The following is a 15,733-nucleotide window of genomic DNA, read 5'->3' on the forward strand; positions in this document are numbered from 1 at the left end:
GTACATACTGTATTGAATCCGGGAACACCCATGTTGCATGGGCGTACTCAGGTTAACATCGCGCTCCGCCGCTAAAAGCCAGTGCAATATGCAGAAACAGATCGGCTGGAAAAGCGCCGCTGATGGCATGATCAGCGTGACGATGATGCGCCAGCCAACGTCCCGTATCAGCAAGGCACATTCAAAAGAGGGGAACAGCAGTGTCAGCAGATAACGCCCTCCATTCGCCCGATTCAGCGCAACCTCACCGTGAGCACACTATGGAACCTGGAAACGCCCAGCTGAGCATGACCGTCCTGATGACCCCGGACATGGCCAACTTTTCTGGCAACGTACATGGCGGCACCCTGCTCAAGTACCTCGACGAAGTGGCTTATGCATGCGCCAGCCGTTATGCCGGCAGTTATGTGGTAACCCTGTCGGTCGATCAGGTGATCTTCCGTGAACCCGTGCACGTGGGTGAACTGGTAACCTTCCTGGCGTCGGTCAACTACACCGGCAACACTTCGATGGAAGTTGGCATCAAAGTGGTGACCGAGAACATTCGCGAGCGCTCGGTGCGCCATTCCAACAGTTGCTTCTTCACCATGGTCGCGGTCGACGACAACCGCCGCCCGGTGCCGGTGCCACCACGCCAGCCGCACAGCAGCGAAGAAAAGCGCCGCTTCCTGCAAGGCCAGCAGCGCCGGCAGATCCGCCAGGAACTGGAAAAGCGCTATCAGGACTTGAAAACCGACGCCATTTAAAGCGCCAGTAACTGCGCTTCGAAGCGCACCCGTGGGTGCGCAATGCGGTCCTGGGCCCGTACCAACTGCAATTCGTAGCTGGCGCAGGCCTGGGTTTCCAGCAACACTTCATGCACTGCCGCAGCCGTGAATTCGAATGCCTGCACCCAGCTGTCGCCCAGCAGCACACGCGCCAGGAACAAGCCTGAGGTCAGGTCACCCACCCCCACCGGCTGACGCGGAAACGCCAGCAGTGGGCGGCGCAAGTGCCAGCTGTGCTCGGCGGTCACCAGCAGCATTTCGAACTGTTCTTCGGCCCGCCCGGGGTACGCCAGGTGCTTGACCAGTACAACCTGCGGCCCACGCTGCAGCAGGCTGCGCGCCATGTTCACGCAATCCTCCAGCGACTGGGCGCGGCGCCCACAGAAGCTGTCCAACTCCAGCTGGTTGGGGCACAGGATGTCCGCCGTGGCTGCAGCCTCGTCAAGCAGGAACTCACTGACTTCGGGCGGCACGATGCAGCCCTTTTCCGGGTGCCCCATGACCGGGTCGCACAGGTATAACGCTTTTGGGTTTACCGCCTTGATCCGCTCGACGCCGGCCAGGATCGCTCGCCCTTGTTCGGCACTGCCCAGGTAGCCGGAAAGCACCGCATCGCAGTGGCCCAGCTCGCCGATGTTGGAAATGCCTTCCACCAACGCAGGAATTTGCGCTGGGGCAAGCACTTCGCCCGCCCACTGGCCATACTGTGTGTGATTGGAGAACTGCACGGTATTGAGTGGCCAGGCATTGACCCCGATACGCTGCATGGGGAATACCGCGGCGCTGTTGCCGGCGTGGCCGAACACCACGTGGGACTGAATGGCGAGCAGGTGCGGGGTACGTTTCATGCGGGAGGTTTCCAAAGCTGTTTCTAGGATTGTGCGCAGCGCAGTATGAACTCGATTGCTACCTGTACGACAGGCCAGGAACGCAGTTAAGCTGGATCTACCTGTTTGGAGCATATGCAAATGTTGACCCTGGAGAACCTCTTCGTCCTGATGCTGGTAGCCACGGCAGGCGCCTGGTTGTGGCATAACCATGGGTTGCGTGAAAAGGCCCTGGAACGGGTCAAACAGCATTGCGCCAAACTCGACCTGGAGTTGCTTGACGATGCCGTAGCGCTCAAGCGCATCGCCTTTGTCCGGGATGCCAATGGCCGCAAGCGCCTGGCACGCGTCTATGCCTTCGAATTCACCGTCACGGGTGAGCAACGTCACCCCGGCACCGCGACCCAGTTCGGCGCCCACAGTGTGCAGATCGAGCTGGCGCCCTACCCGTTCGAAATCAAGACCCCACCGCGCGCCGACAACGTCATAGAGATGCAGCAATGGCGCCAGGAGCATAACCGCTGGCGCAACTGATCAACTGACGCGACATTCATCCAACCCGGCTTGCAATGCGGGTTGCGGTTGCGGCTGATCGAAAATCAGCTCGATACGCGTGTCCTTCCGCCAGTCGCTGGGCTGCCAAGCGGGCATATCCCCATTCAGCCCATTGAATGACCACCAGCCCTCCATGCTGTGGATAACTCCCTTGGCCCGTCGCCATGGCCAAGCACACAAGAAAGCCTTTAGCCGCTGTGGATAAAACTCTTGGCCAGGGTGCCACCGCCAGCCAATACTCCAACCGCCCTCCCCTTGCTGGGCAAGGCAGATAGGCTGACGGGGGTCTGCCCACAATACTGCGGGGGCTATTCCAAGATTGTCGACAATCTGGTTTTCCAGTAATGAGCTGTCAACAATCTGTGGAGATGCCGTCGGGAGGCCGGACAGAGGCAGTTGCCCTTGCACGGTCCACACGATGCTCTTTTCTTTAAATTTATTAGTTATCAACAACTTATGTTGTTCATCCACAGCCTCTGATTTATTGAAAACCACGTGTTCAGAGGCATTGAAAGCCTGCTGTTGAGCCTCTGGAAGCGGCTCGTTTCGGGCCATGGCCTGGGCATCCACAACCATCAAGAGTGGCTGAATTGTCAGCACTCCAACCCAAGGCGCTTGCTGCAACTGAGCCAGCAGCTGCAACGGATGGCCCAGGCCGGAAGGTTCGATAAACAGCCGGTCAGGCCGCGATTTGCGTAGCAATCGGCCCAGGCCCACCTGGAACGGCATGCCGTTGACGCAGCACAGGCAGCCGCCTGCGACCTCGCCGATGGCGATGCCGTCTTCGTCACGGCTGAGTAAGGCTGCATCCAGGCCGACCAGGCCGAACTCGTTGATCAATACCGCCCAGCGCTCGTTTGCGGGGCGCTGGGCCAGCAAGTGACGGATCAAAGTGGTCTTGCCAGCACCCAGCGGGCCAGCAATTACATGGGTGGGAATGTTCTGCAACATGGCGTGGCTTCAGGCGGCGGTGATGCCTCACTATGCGCTGTCAGGCCAGCCAGTCAAGGCTGAGCAGCAAACGCCCCCGCTGTGCCGAAGGCGACCGATGAACCAGGCCTGCCCCTTCATTACCCTGCCATTTTTCACCTTTGAGTATCGCCACCTCACCGGCTTGCAGGTGCTGGATGTTATCCACAGGTGGCTGAGCTGTGTGTAACTCACCACGGCCGCTGTCCCGCTCTTGCAACCATTCGCTACCTGGGCCGACGTAGGTGGTGAGCAGGCGCAACGGTACGTTATCCACATGGAAGCGCGGGCACATCGGACCGTCCAGAACGCGCAAGCGCAAACCGACCCGTCGTGCGCCAACCAGGCAGGTATAAGCCGCCACCAACCAGGTCACATCAGCAACGAAAGCTTCATATCCATGCAAATCCGCCGCTTCACGCAGCAGATCTGGCAATACCGGCTTCTGCTCCTCGTTCACATCAATTACCCGCTGATCAGCCAAGGGCTGGCCAAGGCTGATCACCAGTGCGGCAAAGTCCTCCAGTTGTGCCGGCAAGCGCCGCCGCCAGACGGCCAGGTTCACGCCATCCTGCAGCACTTCGGCCAGCACTTGGGGCGTCTCGCCAAACACCTGAAAGATATCCACAGGTCGGTGCGACAGGTTCATGCTGCCGCCTCCTCATGCCATGGGCCAAATGGGTCAGGTAGGCGCAACCAACCCATGTGGCCCAAGTCCATTTCTTGATCCGTCAACAGGCATGCATCGAGGGCTGTGGATAATTTTTCGAAGTCGATATTCTGCCCGATAAACACCAACTCCTGGCGGCAGTCACCGGTCTCAGCGGTCCAGTGTTTCAAGATCTCGCTCGTGTTATCCACATCCTGTGGCCACTGCTCGCGTGGCACGAAGCGCCACCAGCGGCCAGCCAGACCATGGCGCATCATGCCGCCCGCTTGCGACCAGCTGCCAGCTTCCTGATATTTGCTGGCCAACCAGAAAAAGCCTTTGGAACGCAGCAGCCTTCCGTTTTCCCAGTCCTTGTGGATAAAGTCGTAAAAGCGCTGTGGATGAAGCGGGCGTCGGGCCTGCCAGGTCATGGCCGCGATACCGTACTCTTCGGTTTCTGGTACATGTTCACCGCGCAGCTCCTGCAACCAGCCTGGTGCCTGGGCCGCTTGATCGAAGTCGAACAGCCCGGTGTTGAGGATCCGTGCCAGCGGCACTTGGCCCATGACCATGGGTACGATCTGCGCCCGGGCATTGAGGCTGCGCAAAATGGCGATGAGTTCTTCGCGCTCATGTTGGCTGATCAGGTCGATCTTGCTCAGCAGCAGTACATCTGCGAACTCGACCTGTTCGATCAGCAAATCACTGATCGACCGCTCGTCTTCTTCGCCCAACGTTTCACCACGGCTGGCCAGGCTCTCTGCTGCTTGATAGTCGCGCAGGAAGTTCAAGCCATCGACCACGGTGACCATGGTGTCCAGTCGCGCCATATCGGACAGACTGCGACCCAGCTCGTCACGGAAAGTGAAGGTCTCAGCCACTGGCAGTGGCTCAGAGATACCGGTGGATTCGATCAACAAATAATCGAAACGTCCCTCTTCGGCCAGCCGTGCAACCTCCTCAAGCAGGTCTTCGCGCAACGTGCAGCAAATGCAGCCGTTGCTCATCTCGGCCAGTTTCTCTTCAGCGCGGTTGAGGCTGACATTGCGCTGCACCTCACTGGCATCGATGTTGATTTCACTCATATCGTTGACGATTACCGCCACCCGCAGGTTGTCGCGGTTGCGCAGTACATGGTTGAGCAGCGTGCTCTTGCCGGCGCCCAAAAAGCCGGACAGCACGGTGACGGGAAGACGATTGGACATGGCGAACCCCTTCAGGCAGACGCATTCGAAACGATGCATTGCACAATGTTATAAAGTAACAATACAATTTCGCCAAGTGGTTCTCGACGGACGAGTGCTCACAGGGGATGAAAAATGAATCTGCCACGCGTCATGGCATTGCTGGTGCTCACCATGCCTGCCTCGCTGTTGGCCATGCCGCAAAACGGTGCATTGGCCCTTTGTACGCGAAGCGCGACGCTGCTCGCTTGCCAGGACGGCAACGGCAACTACTACAGCGTGCGCACCGAAGGCAGCACGTTCTACCTTCGCGGCTATGACTTCAGCAGCCGCCGACTATGGGCACAAACCAACAGCCGCTATGGCACGTTGACTTTTTTTACCGGCCTGGCCAGCAATGGTGAGGCCTGGGTGGGTTACAGCCGCCGAGTAGGCTGGACCACCTTGAACCGCGTATCGAGTTCCAGTGGGGAGCGCTTCAAGCTGCATTGCAGCTTGATCGAGGGCTGCCGTTGATGCCTTCTTTTGTTTGAAGGCTTTGCCTCTACTGCCGCCTATTTGCACATCAGCTTCGAGCGCTAGCTGAAAACGCCTGCCTTGATCAGCCGTTCTCAGGCCGAAAAGCTATGCCTTAACCGCGTCGAGGCAAGGATTGAAAACGAAATGTTCCACGTGGAACTATTCGTTTCCCTACCGACTTCTGGAACTGGCCATGCTCGGCTGCTCGAACGGCAACAGAGGCTGCATGCCCACGACGCGGTTGCCACCAGCCAGTGGCAATGGAACTTCAGCTGCGCGGTTTGACTGTCCCGCAGTCATTGCCTAGCCACACCGCACGCGTGTTCATGCTGCCTTGCTGCTGCACACCCGATGCGTTGAACGTGCCACTGACCTGGGTGGTGAATTCCCGATCACTGAGAAATGTAGCCTGGCCACTACCCTGTGCCTTCGGGCAGCTGAACTGGAATTTCCACACGTTACCGGTACGGTCGGTAATCTTCTGAGTGCAGCCCGATTTCGGGTCCTGCAGCGGAATGTCATTCGTTGCCACCTGTTCTGGTGTCAGGCACGAACGCACACCCTTGCCACCTACACTGACCCCTTGTTTGGCCAACACCCCCTCCATCATTGCGCGCTGCTCTGGCGGCAGGTTCTTCAACTGGCCAAGCATGAATTCCATGTCGGGTAGCGGCTTGCCATCGACCTGCATGTTGCTGGTGGTCAGCTCCCACAACCCCGGTTGCAGCATCTGGGCTTGCACCAGCGGACTGCTCATGCCTAGGGCCAACGCCAACAGTGGCAGACGAATCTTCATGGACGAACGCTCCTGGAAAAAAACCGGTCAAACGGGCCGGACTGAGCCTTAGACGCCAAATCCGCCTGCGGGTTGCAGGCGGACCGGGAACGTGTTCTGTTACCTCAAGTGTACTCGGCAAGCAGGATGCATATGGATTACCACAGCCCCTACTTCTTTGGTTACCTACTCGGCCTGATCCATCTGCTGGGTATAGTCGCCGGACTGCATGCGCTGTTCACCGTGCGAACAGCTCAGGGTGCCATTGCGTGGGCGATGCCCTTGCTCTTCATCCCCTACCTCACCTTGATCCCCTACCTGATCTTCGGCGCCCGCTCGTTCTACGCCTACATCAAGGCTCGGCGTCAGGCCAACCAAGAAATGCACGTGGCCATGGCCAACCTCAACTGGCGACCTTGGGTTGAAGAAGCCCTTACCGCCCGCGAGTCCGAAAGCTACGCCGCGTTGCGAGCGATGCCCAAGCTGGGTCGCATGCCATGCCTGGCAAATAACCAGGTAAAACTGCTGATCAATGGCAAGGCCACCTTCGATGCCATCTTCGCAGCCATCGAAAAAGCACGCGATGTGGTATTGGTGCAGTTCTTCATCATTCATGACGACACCCTCGGCAAGGCGCTGCAGCAACTCTTGCTACGCAAAGCCGCCGAGGGCGTGCAGGTGTTCGTGCTGTACGACCGTGTCGGCAGCCACGCCTTGCCGGCCAGCTACAGCCAGATGCTGCGTGACGGCGGCGTGCAGATCCATGCATTCGCCACCCGTCGCGGCTGGTTCAACCGCTTCCAGGTCAACTTCCGCAACCATCGCAAGATTGTCGTGGTGGATGGCTTGCTCGGCTTCATTGGCGGTCACAACGTGGGAGACGAGTATTTGGGTGAACACCCACAGCTTTCACCCTGGCGTGACACCCACGTACAGATCAGCGGGCCGGTACTGGCCTGCCTGCAAGAGTCGTTCGCCGAGGACTGGTATTGGGCCACGCGCCAGCTCCCGCCGCTGATCCTGCCCGATACGTACCCGGACAACGGTGTGCTGTGTCAGGCCTTGGCCAGCGGCCCGGCAGACCCACAAGAAACCTGCTCGCTGTTCTTCCTTGAGGCGATTCATTCGGCCACCCGCAGGGTGTGGATCACCAGCCCCTACTTCATCCCTGACGAGGCCGTGTTCGCCGCCTTGCGGCTGGCGGTACTACGAGGAGTCGATGTGCGGGTGCTCATCCCGTCACGGCCGGACCACCGCATCGTCTACGCCGCCTCCAGCCTGTTTGCCTTCGAAGCGGTGCGCGCGGGGGTACGTATGTTCCGTTACCAACCCGGGTTTCTGCATCAGAAGGTGGTGCTGGTGGATGATGACGTCAGCGCGATTGGGAGTGCCAACCTGGACAACCGCTCGTTTCGCCTGAACTTCGAGATTACCCTGCTGACAGTCGATCGCGGCTTCGCTGACCAGGTCGAGCACATGCTCCACGAAGACTTCGAACACGCGCGGGAAATTACTGCAGAAGACACCCAAGACACCCATCGACTACAGCAATTGGGGATGCGGATTGCGCGGCTGATATCGCCGATTCTTTAAGGTGAGCACGCCCGTTGTGAGAGCGACCTTTACCGCGAAAGGGCCGTAACGCGGCCCCAGCAATATAGGCTGCACAGATAAAATGCAGGGGCCGCATTGCGGCCCTTTCGCAACACAAGGCCACTCCTGCAAAGCCTTATCAGCGCTGTGATACTTACGATTTCAGCGGTACAGGTCTTCCCGCGTCCAAGGCAGGTCATGATGCCCGTCGGCGTATGGCTTCACGGCCAATATCTGGTGCAGGTTGATCCAGCCCTTCTGAAAGGCGTAGGCACACCCGGCCAAGTACAAACGCCAGATCCGCAGGGTCTTCTCAGGCACCAGCGCGGCCGCCTTGTGCAACTGGTTCTCCAGGTTCTCGCTCCAGTGGTGCAAGGTTTTAGCGTAGTGCAGGCGCAGGCTCTCCACGTCCACCACCTCCAGCCCGGCTTCACAGATACTGGCGCTGATCATCGACAGGTGCGGCAGTTCGCCGTGGGGGAATACATAACGATCGATGAACTCACCCGCCCCGCGCCCGACCGGTCGGCCATCGACGTGCTTGGCAGTGATGCCGTGGTTCATCACCAGCCCCCCTTCCCTCACCGCCCCGAACAGCTTCTGGCAGTACAGCGCCAGGTTGGCATGCCCGACATGCTCGAACATACCCACGCTGACAACCTTGTCGAAGCGACCATCCTGGGGTAGATCGCGGTAATCGAGAATCTGCAGGTCGACCTTGTCGGCAAGCCCTTCCGCTTGCACACGCTTGCGGCCGAGCTTCAATTGCTCCTTGCTCAGGGTAATGCCGAACACCTTGGCGCCATATTCACGGGCAGCGAACCGCGCCAGCCCGCCCCAGCCACAGCCAACATCGAGCAGGTAGTCACCGGCATCCAGGCGCAGTTTGCGGCACAGGTGGTCGAACTTGTCCTGCTGCGCCTGGTCGAGCGTATTGTCCGGCTCACGGAAGTAGGCGCAAGAATAGGCCATGTCCTGGTCCAGCCAAAGCTGGTAGAACGCGTTGGACACGTCATAGTGGTAGGAGATGGCTTTGGCGTCGGTGCTCTTGTCATGAGACACACGTGGCGGCGGCGTTTCATCCTCATCCGCCAGCAGCGCTTCGCTCAGCTCGTCGCACACGCGGATGGCCTCACCGATATCGCCTTCCAGCTCCAGCTTGCCTTCGACGAATGCGGTGCCTAGCTGGTCCATGCTTGGGTGGGTCAACTGGCTGATCAGCTGCGGCTCCTTCACCAGAATGGTGACCTGAGGACTAGGCCCAAGATCAAACTGGTTACCGTCCCACAGCTTCAGCCTCAGCGGCAGATGCAAGCTCTGCAATGCAGGTGGAAGTTGAGCAAGCATGAAACACCCCTCCTGTCCGTAATTGGCCACGACGCCTAATATTTCGAACGTCACCGGATCAGAGTAGTTCATCTGTAGGATGTTTCCTCTAAGCAAGACCTTGGTCTAGAACCAACTGATCTTATCCACACAGCAGATTGTATACAATCACTGCATCTCAGCTTAACCTTGTGCCCTCTCGCGCTTCTACATCCTGGAGTTGAACCCATGAAATCCTATGACGTGGTGATCATCGGCGGTGGCCCTGGCGGCTACAACGCAGCCATCCGTGCTGGCCAGTTGGGCCTGAGCGTTGCCTGCGTGGAAGGCCGCTCGACCTTGGGCGGTACCTGCCTGAACGTCGGCTGCATGCCATCCAAGGCGCTGCTGCATGCTTCGGAGCTTTACGAAGCTGCCAGCGGTGACGAGTTCGCCCACCTCGGTATCGAAGTAAAGCCCACCCTCAACCTCGCCCAGATGATGAAACAGAAGGACGAGAGCGTGACAGGCCTGACCAAGGGCATCGAATACCTGTTTCGCAAGAACAAGGTCGAGTGGATCAAAGGCTGGGGCCGCCTGGATGGCATCGGCAAGGTCGTGGTCAAGGCCGAAGACGGTAGCGAAACCGCGTTGCAGGCCAAGGACATCGTCATTGCCACCGGCTCTGAGCCCACCCCTCTGCCAGGTGTGACCGTCGACAACCAGCGCATCATCGACTCGACCGGCGCGCTGTCGCTGCCGCAAGTGCCCAAGCACCTGGTTGTCATCGGTGCTGGCGTGATCGGTCTTGAGCTGGGTTCGGTCTGGCGCCGCCTGGGTAGCCAGGTCACTGTCATCGAATACCTGGACCGCATCTGCCCAGGCACTGACACGGAAACGGCCAAGGCCCTGCAGAAGGCGCTCGCCAAGCAAGGCATGGTGTTCAAGCTGGGCAGCAAAGTGACTCAGGCTACCGCAGGTGCCGATGGCGTCAGCCTGACGCTGGAGCCTGCCGCCGGGGGTACCGCAGAATCGCTGCAAGCCGATTACGTGCTGGTGGCTATCGGCCGCCGCCCTTATACCAAAGGGCTGAACCTGGAAAGCGTGGGCCTGGAAGCCGACAAGCGCGGCATGCTCGGCAACGAGCACCACCGTACCTCAGTGCCGGGTGTCTGGGTGATTGGCGACGTCACTTCGGGCCCGATGCTGGCGCACAAGGCCGAAGACGAAGCGGTGGCCTGTATCGAACGCATCGCCGGCAAGCCCCACGAGGTCAACTACAACCTCATCCCTGGGGTGATCTATACCCGCCCGGAGATGGCCACTGTGGGCAAGACTGAAGAGCAGCTCAAGGCCGAAGGGCGTGCCTACAAGGTTGGCAAGTTCCCCTTCACCGCCAACAGCCGTGCCAAGATCAACCACGAGACCGAAGGCTTCGCCAAGGTCATCGCCGATGCCGAAACCGATGAAGTACTGGGTGTGCACCTGGTGGGCCCAAGCGTCAGCGAGATGATTGGTGAGTTCTGCGTGGCTATGGAGTTCTCGGCCTCGGCAGAAGATATCGCCCTCACCTGCCACCCTCACCCGACGCGCTCCGAGGCCCTGCGCCAGGCGGCGATGAATGTGGATGGCATGGCCATGCAAATCTGACCCCCATTCGCTGCGTCAGGCCATGCCCTTGCCTTCGGCATTCGCTTTGCGGGCATACAGGGATAGAGCCGCCTTCAATTCCGGCCGGCTCTATCTTCAGGTATCAAGTCACAGCCAAGCCTTGATCTGCGCGCTCACTGCATCGGTGGAGATACCGTAGCGGTCATGCAGCGTCGGCAGAGCGCCGGCATCAGGCGATCTGGCGGAATATCGGCGTTACCCCGTTGCGCAGCAGCAGGCCCGCCACCGCTTCGCCCAGGCCGCCGATGATCGAATGGTTTTCGGCGGTGACACTGCCATCTCGCCAAGCATTCGCATTACCAGCACCACCAGAGCGCCAGCAAGCGCATAGGCAATGATTGCTGCCGGACCTGCCGCAGCGATCGCTTGTTCGGACCCTACGAACAAATCCGCGCCGATCACACCGGCAATCGACAACATGGTCACATGTCGAGGCTTGAATCCCTGAGCCAACTGATCGCTGGCTTTCCCAGACGTCGTCATAGTCATTATGGTCCCTGCTTTTGCTCTTGTTATGGGTAGGGTGCAGTGCCAGGGGCACTTCACCGCTTAACCATAGAGAGCGAAAACAGGGCTCAATTGACTGGTTCGGACATCAAATGGAGTGAGGCGGACATATCCCTGGGCTCCGACGTTTCATGACAACCTTGCCAATGACACATCAACGCCGGATTTATTCCTTATAAAGCAAACAACCATAGCCGTTACACCAATGCCGAACAGATACAGTGCTTGTGGACCGGCATGCTCCATCATCGCCCCTGCAACCAGCGGGCCGATGGTCGCGCCGATACCAAAGGTCATCAGCAGCACTCCGGCCAGCGATACACGCAGTTCCGGCTCTAGGTTGTCATTGGCATGAGCAACGCCCAGCGGATACAAACAGAACTGCAAGAAGCCGATGGCAGCCCCGGCCAACATGATCCACAGCTGCCCTGATGCCAGCCCGAAGGCCAGCGGCAAATAGGCTATGCACAGCAATGCAGCGGTAGCGCGGATCAAGGTGATGCGGGAAATATGATCCGACAGTTTACCCAGCGGTAGTTGTGCTAGAAGCCCGGCGGCAATGCTGACAGCCATGAACTGCCCGACCTGCGCCGGACTAAAGCCCAGTTGCGCAGCAAAGATCGGCGTCAGCCCATACAGGCAACCGTTCAGCAATCCCGAGGCAAGAATCGTGAACAACGATTGAGGAAGTCTACGCAGGTACAGCAAGGGTTTGATCCGGGCCTGGTTGATGGTGCTCGGCTGGGTACCGTTGTGCAGAGCCACGGGGATCAAACCAATGGCAAAAGCCATGGCCACGCCCGTCAACGCCAAGGTGTGCAGCCCATCTCCCAGACTGAGCATCAATTGCCCTAGCATCATGCCGACATAGCTGGCCACCATGTACAGCGACATGGCGCCGCCTCGCCGGCTGACCGGTGCGCAGTCGTTGAGCCAGCTCTCGATGACCATCAATTGGCCCATCATTGCAGCACCAACGACAAATCGCAGGGCAAGCCACAGCAGTAAGCCATCACTGAGCTGGTGCGAGAGCACCGCAGTGACAATCACCCCGGCGCTCACCACAAAGGCCCGAGCATGGCCGACCAGGCCAATCAGCCAATAACCGGAGCGGGCTCCCAACACCATGCCCAGCGCGTTGGCGGCCATAAGCGCACCACCCCATACCTGCGCCACACCGGAAGCATTCAAGCGCAGGGCCAGGTAGGTCATCAGCAGGCTGGAACCCAGCTGCATCAACAAGGCAGCGACATAAATCGTGCCAAACCGTTTGGATAATGCGAACAATTGGATTCCCCAGACCAGGGTGGTCGGTAGTCAGGCAAGGCCGTGGCGCTGTTTCCAATCACCCGGGTACACCACATAACCGAACAGCGCGTGGCCTGCGTACACCAGCTCCGTGCCTTCGGGAATCCACAGCACCTGACCTGGCGACACGCGGTACACCTCGCCGTTGGCCTGGAGTTCAAAACAGCCCTCAATGACAAAAATCACTTCGTCATAGAGCACCGTCCAGGCCACTTCAGCACCTTCCCAGCGGGCAAAGCCGATACCCAGGTTGGGCGACACCTCATTACTGACAGCACGCGCTACCGAGGCGCCGCCAGGCGGCCCGCCCCGGTGGACAAAGTCCAGGTTCCGGTGGTCGACCAGACGCACCGGGCCTTTTCCGCTGAGTGTGCGGGTCATACTTCGCTCCTACTGTTGAACGCGGCCCAGCGGATCCGGGCCCGCACCCCCATACCCAAGAACGGCTCAGGCGGGTTACGGGAGGGAAGGCCAGTCACTGCGCGGATGTCACTCAATTGCTGGGAGTCCGCCCCCACCGCCATGTCTGCCAGGAGCGTTCCGGAAATGGTGCCCCAGGCCGCGCCCACGCCGTTGTCGCAGGCGGTGGCGTAAACACCCTGATCGAGTTGGCCGAAATAGTTGGTAAAGTTGCGTGAGATCGCATAGACCCCACCCCAGGTATGGGTAAACGGCACTTGGGCCAGTTGCGGATAGCGCGCCTCGAAGGCCTTGCGATGGTCATCGCGAATCTTGTTGCGGGTAGCATCGGTTACGCTGCGACCGTAGCGAGGGACATGCTTGTAGGTATTGCGGATGATCAGGCGCCGGTCCTGGGTCATTCGTACGGTGGTACCGGCGTGGTCGGCAGGGGTGAGGCCCCAGTCGGCCTGGGCACCAACCGTCGCCATCTCGACGTCGCTCAGTGGTCGCGTCCAACTGGCGAAGGTCATCACCGGCAGGAGTCGGTTGCGCAAGTAGCCGAACTCCTGGGTGAAGATGCTCGTGCCCAGCAATACCTGCGGGCTCCGGATCAGCCCGTTGTCGCCCCGCACCAGCCACGTGCCGCAGGGGTCTTTCTGGAGTGTGCGGATTGGCGACTCTTCAAGCACTTCGACGTTGCCGGGAAGCGAATTACCCAGGCCACGTACCAGGGCAGCAGGCTGCATCAGGTAGCAACCGGGGGTGTAGATGGCGCGGCTGTAGTAGCGGCTACCGAGTACACCGGCTAGTTCGTCACGCCCGACCACGCGATAGGGCTCACCCAGGTCGGCCATCAGTTTTTCAAAGTGATCCAGATAACCCTGGCCACGTTCTCCCACCGCGCCCTGGTATTTTCCCGCATGGGACCACTGGCATTCGATGCCGTGACGGCCGATCAATGTTTGCAGTTGATCGATGGCTGAGCGGTTTAGGCCCAAGAGCCGTTGTTTATGCTGAGGATCGGGATGTTCGAGGGCGAATTTGTGCGGCAGGTCGATGACGAAACCCGAGTTGCGCCCGGAGGCGCCGTAGGCGATTCGCTGGGCATCTACCAAAACAATGCGCGACTGCGGCAGGTGCTCGGCCAGGCGCCGTGCGGCGGCAAGCCCAGCAAAGCCAGCACCGATCACCACATAATCGGCGTTATGTTCGCCACTTAGGCGCTTGCTCGGCGCCTGTTCAGGCAGCGCGGCATACCAGCCGCAATTGCGGTCATCGTGAGGCAGATTGACGATACTGTTCATGGTTCAGCCTCAGGCCACATTTTGTTGGGTGTCCTGGCAGTTTTGCAGCCAGGTATTTCGTTGCATTTGTGCCTGACGGCCGAGCAGCACGAACCCGCGCAGGGCACCTGCGTGGTCATGAAACGCAGCGCTCAATCCATCGCTGGTCGCAGCGCAGCGCCATTGGCCCTCGCAACCACCGGGAGGTGTCAGCAGGCACAGAGGGGCGACCGGGGTTTTCACCGTCACGGGCGCCAATGGGTAGTGGGCGGCGGTCGGTTGGCCCAGCAAGGTCTTGGCGAGGGCACGAATGCCTTCGTTGATCGGCGCGAGATAAGGCAGCAACTGGCCGTTGATCTCGACGCAATCGCCCAAGGCATAGATGCCCGGTTGTGAGGTCTGTAGTTGTGCGTCGACCTTGATCCCGCGGCCACAGTCCAGGCCGGCTTCCAGCGCCAGCTCAAGGTTGGGGCGCAAGCCCACTGCACTGAGCACCAGGTCTGCACCGACGACCTGACCGTCGGCAAGGGTCAGTCGGTAGCCTTCGCCGTCCGGCTCGATGCACTGCAAGGTGGTACGCAGGCTCCATTGCACCCCCAACCCCGATAGAGCTTGCTGCAAGTGCTGGCCTGCCGCCTCGGGCAGCAGGCGTTCCATGGGCCAGGCACCCAGGCCGATTACCCGAACCTGATAGCCATTGCTCGCAAGGTCGTTGGCAAACTCGCAGCCGATCAAACCGTCGCCCAGAATGGCCACTCTGCGCACGCCATCAAGGCGTTGGCGGAACGCCTGGTAATCCTGCAGGTTGTTGACACTGAGCAGTGCCTCGGCGCGGCCCTCGATAGGCAACCGCACGGGAGAAGCACCACTGGCTAGCACCAGTTGGCCGTAGTCCATTTCGCCGAGGCTGGTGTACAAGCGCTGCGCCTGGGCATCGATGCGTTCGACTTTGCAGCCGGTATAGATACGAATGCCAAGCCTCTGTTCGATCGCCAGCGGCGTTTCGGTGGCCAGGGCTGCGGCGGTGCGCCCCTGAGCCAGGGCGATGGATAGCGCGGGCTTGGAATAAAGATGGCCCGACTCCTGGGTCAGTACGCGAATCTCCAACTGCGGGGCGGCCTTGCGCAGGGCCTGTGCCAGGCCGTAGCCGGCATGGCCGCTACCGATGATGACCACCGGTTGGGCGGGACGAGCGGTAACCAGTGGTTGCGCCTGGATAACCGGCGCGGTAGCCACTGCTGCGATCGGGGTGCTGAGTTCGATCATTTCAAAGTCGGCTTTGCCGACCTTGCACTCAGGGCATAGCCAGTCTTCGGGCACGTCCTCCCAGCGGGTACCGGGGGCAATGCCGTCGTCGGGCCAACCTTTGGCTTCGTCGTAGATCAGACCACAGATGATGCAGAGCCAGGTTTTCATCAT

General features: G+C 59.8%; 15 protein-coding genes and 3 pseudogenes. 5 read left to right on the forward strand and 13 right to left on the reverse strand.

Annotated features, from left to right (window positions below; genetic code table 11):
- The first annotated feature begins 260 nt into the window (after positions 1-260).
- Positions 261-746, forward strand: a complete 486-nt coding sequence (locus LMH93_RS26855) for an acyl-CoA thioesterase (RefSeq protein WP_003253263.1) — start codon at positions 261-263, stop codon at positions 744-746.
- Here the strand turns inward: LMH93_RS26855 and pdxY are convergent.
- Positions 743-1,615, reverse strand: coding sequence for a pyridoxal kinase PdxY (gene pdxY, locus LMH93_RS26860; protein ID WP_003253261.1), 873 nt, complete (start codon positions 1,613-1,615; stop codon positions 743-745). The genes LMH93_RS26855 and pdxY overlap by 4 nt on opposite strands.
- Before the next feature lie 120 nt (positions 1,616-1,735).
- On the opposite strand from pdxY, the gene LMH93_RS26865 reads away from it, so the two are divergent.
- A complete protein-coding gene (locus tag LMH93_RS26865) occupies positions 1,736-2,128 on the forward strand; it encodes a DUF3301 domain-containing protein (RefSeq protein WP_003253259.1) in 393 nt (130 codons plus the stop codon).
- Here LMH93_RS26865 and LMH93_RS26870 read toward each other — a convergent pair whose 3' ends face one another.
- From LMH93_RS26870 to zigA, 3 genes are read right to left on the reverse strand one after another with little or no spacing between them, the layout of a single operon-like run.
- Positions 2,129-3,100, reverse strand: coding sequence for a CobW family GTP-binding protein (locus LMH93_RS26870; RefSeq protein ID WP_070095374.1), 972 nt, complete (start codon positions 3,098-3,100; stop codon positions 2,129-2,131).
- Between the two features lie 40 nt (positions 3,101-3,140).
- Positions 3,141-3,767: a DUF1826 domain-containing protein gene (locus tag LMH93_RS26875; RefSeq protein WP_230064757.1), complete on the reverse strand. Its 627-nt coding sequence runs from the start codon at positions 3,765-3,767 to the stop codon at positions 3,141-3,143.
- On the reverse strand, positions 3,764-4,972 hold the full coding sequence (gene zigA / locus LMH93_RS26880) for a zinc metallochaperone GTPase ZigA (protein WP_230064758.1): 1,209 nt from the start codon (positions 4,970-4,972) through the stop codon (positions 3,764-3,766). Before zigA ends, LMH93_RS26875 begins: the two co-directional genes overlap by 4 nt.
- Before the next feature lie 114 nt (positions 4,973-5,086).
- On the opposite strand from zigA, the gene LMH93_RS26885 reads away from it, so the two are divergent.
- Complete coding sequence (locus LMH93_RS26885) at positions 5,087-5,467, forward strand: hypothetical protein (protein ID WP_003253250.1); 381 nt, start codon at positions 5,087-5,089, stop codon at positions 5,465-5,467.
- Between the two features lie 271 nt (positions 5,468-5,738).
- Here the strand turns inward: LMH93_RS26885 and LMH93_RS26890 are convergent, their stop codons facing one another.
- The gene (locus LMH93_RS26890) at positions 5,739-6,266 is read right to left on the reverse strand and encodes a DUF3617 domain-containing protein (protein ID WP_003253248.1); all 528 of its coding nucleotides are present in this window, start codon (positions 6,264-6,266) and stop codon (positions 5,739-5,741) included.
- A gap of 132 nt (positions 6,267-6,398) precedes the next feature.
- Between LMH93_RS26890 and cls the strand changes: the two genes are divergently transcribed.
- On the forward strand, positions 6,399-7,838 hold the full coding sequence (gene cls / locus LMH93_RS26895) for a cardiolipin synthase (RefSeq protein WP_100774165.1): 1,440 nt from the start codon (positions 6,399-6,401) through the stop codon (positions 7,836-7,838).
- Positions 7,839-8,000: 162 nt separating this feature from the next.
- On the opposite strand, the gene cfaB is transcribed toward cls, so the two are convergent.
- Positions 8,001-9,185, reverse strand: coding sequence for a C17 cyclopropane fatty acid synthase CfaB (gene cfaB / locus LMH93_RS26900; protein WP_020190282.1), 1,185 nt, complete (start codon positions 9,183-9,185; stop codon positions 8,001-8,003).
- A gap of 207 nt (positions 9,186-9,392) precedes the next feature.
- Here cfaB and lpdA point away from each other — a divergent pair, with 207 nt between their 5' ends.
- On the forward strand, positions 9,393-10,793 hold the full coding sequence (lpdA, locus tag LMH93_RS26905; RefSeq protein WP_003253243.1) for a dihydrolipoyl dehydrogenase: 1,401 nt from the start codon (positions 9,393-9,395) through the stop codon (positions 10,791-10,793).
- 108 nt (positions 10,794-10,901) lie between these two features.
- Here lpdA and LMH93_RS26910 read toward each other — a convergent pair.
- The 7 genes and pseudogenes from LMH93_RS26910 to LMH93_RS26940 form a co-directional block, all read right to left on the reverse strand.
- Positions 10,902-11,085: pseudogene (locus LMH93_RS26910) on the reverse strand (transketolase family protein); the annotation flags it as partial.
- A pseudogene (locus tag LMH93_RS26915) lies at positions 11,070-11,303 on the reverse strand (GABA permease); the annotation flags it as partial. The pseudogenes LMH93_RS26915 and LMH93_RS26910, both read right to left, overlap by 16 nt.
- A gap of 147 nt (positions 11,304-11,450) precedes the next feature.
- Positions 11,451-12,608 (reverse strand): MFS transporter, encoded by a 1,158-nt coding sequence (locus tag LMH93_RS26920; RefSeq protein WP_230064759.1) that lies wholly within the window; start codon positions 12,606-12,608, stop codon positions 11,451-11,453.
- Between the two features lie 30 nt (positions 12,609-12,638).
- Positions 12,639-13,010 (reverse strand): ethanolamine utilization protein EutQ, encoded by a 372-nt coding sequence (locus LMH93_RS26925; protein WP_003253236.1) that lies wholly within the window; start codon positions 13,008-13,010, stop codon positions 12,639-12,641.
- The gene (locus LMH93_RS26930; RefSeq protein ID WP_003253234.1) at positions 13,007-14,335 is read right to left on the reverse strand and encodes an NAD(P)/FAD-dependent oxidoreductase; all 1,329 of its coding nucleotides are present in this window, start codon (positions 14,333-14,335) and stop codon (positions 13,007-13,009) included. Before LMH93_RS26930 ends, LMH93_RS26925 begins: the two co-directional genes overlap by 4 nt.
- 9 nt (positions 14,336-14,344) lie before the next feature.
- A complete protein-coding gene (locus LMH93_RS26935; protein ID WP_230065388.1) occupies positions 14,345-15,580 on the reverse strand; it encodes an NAD(P)/FAD-dependent oxidoreductase in 1,236 nt (411 codons plus the stop codon).
- Positions 15,569-15,730, reverse strand: a pseudogene (locus tag LMH93_RS26940) (rubredoxin); the annotation flags it as partial. The pseudogene LMH93_RS26940 and the gene LMH93_RS26935, both read right to left, overlap by 12 nt.
- Positions 15,731-15,733 lie beyond the last annotated feature (3 nt).

It is taken from the genome of Pseudomonas sp. CIP-10, assembly GCF_020911845.1.
Lineage (GTDB): Bacteria > Pseudomonadota > Gammaproteobacteria > Pseudomonadales > Pseudomonadaceae > Aquipseudomonas > Aquipseudomonas alloputida.

Bases quoted from the DNA above. Each gene is read 5' to 3' on its own strand.
- LMH93_RS26855 (WP_003253263.1), top strand. From the start codon at position 261: ATGGAACCTGGAAACGCCCAGCTGAGCATGACCGTCCTGATGACCCCG.
- pdxY (WP_003253261.1), bottom strand. From the start codon at position 1,615: ATGAAACGTACCCCGCACCTGCTCGCCATTCAGTCCCACGTGGTGTTC.
- LMH93_RS26865 (WP_003253259.1), top strand. From the start codon at position 1,736: ATGTTGACCCTGGAGAACCTCTTCGTCCTGATGCTGGTAGCCACGGCA.
- LMH93_RS26870 (WP_070095374.1), bottom strand. From the start codon at position 3,100: ATGTTGCAGAACATTCCCACCCATGTAATTGCTGGCCCGCTGGGTGCT.
- LMH93_RS26875 (WP_230064757.1), bottom strand. From the start codon at position 3,767: ATGAACCTGTCGCACCGACCTGTGGATATCTTTCAGGTGTTTGGCGAG.
- zigA (WP_230064758.1), bottom strand. From the start codon at position 4,972: ATGTCCAATCGTCTTCCCGTCACCGTGCTGTCCGGCTTTTTGGGCGCC.
- LMH93_RS26885 (WP_003253250.1), top strand. From the start codon at position 5,087: ATGAATCTGCCACGCGTCATGGCATTGCTGGTGCTCACCATGCCTGCC.
- LMH93_RS26890 (WP_003253248.1), bottom strand. From the start codon at position 6,266: ATGAAGATTCGTCTGCCACTGTTGGCGTTGGCCCTAGGCATGAGCAGT.
- cls (WP_100774165.1), top strand. From the start codon at position 6,399: ATGGATTACCACAGCCCCTACTTCTTTGGTTACCTACTCGGCCTGATC.
- cfaB (WP_020190282.1), bottom strand. From the start codon at position 9,185: ATGCTTGCTCAACTTCCACCTGCATTGCAGAGCTTGCATCTGCCGCTG.
- lpdA (WP_003253243.1), top strand. From the start codon at position 9,393: ATGAAATCCTATGACGTGGTGATCATCGGCGGTGGCCCTGGCGGCTAC.
- LMH93_RS26925 (WP_003253236.1), bottom strand. From the start codon at position 13,010: ATGACCCGCACACTCAGCGGAAAAGGCCCGGTGCGTCTGGTCGACCAC.
- LMH93_RS26930 (WP_003253234.1), bottom strand. From the start codon at position 14,335: ATGAACAGTATCGTCAATCTGCCTCACGATGACCGCAATTGCGGCTGG.
- LMH93_RS26935 (WP_230065388.1), bottom strand. From the start codon at position 15,580: ATGATCGAACTCAGCACCCCGATCGCAGCAGTGGCTACCGCGCCGGTT.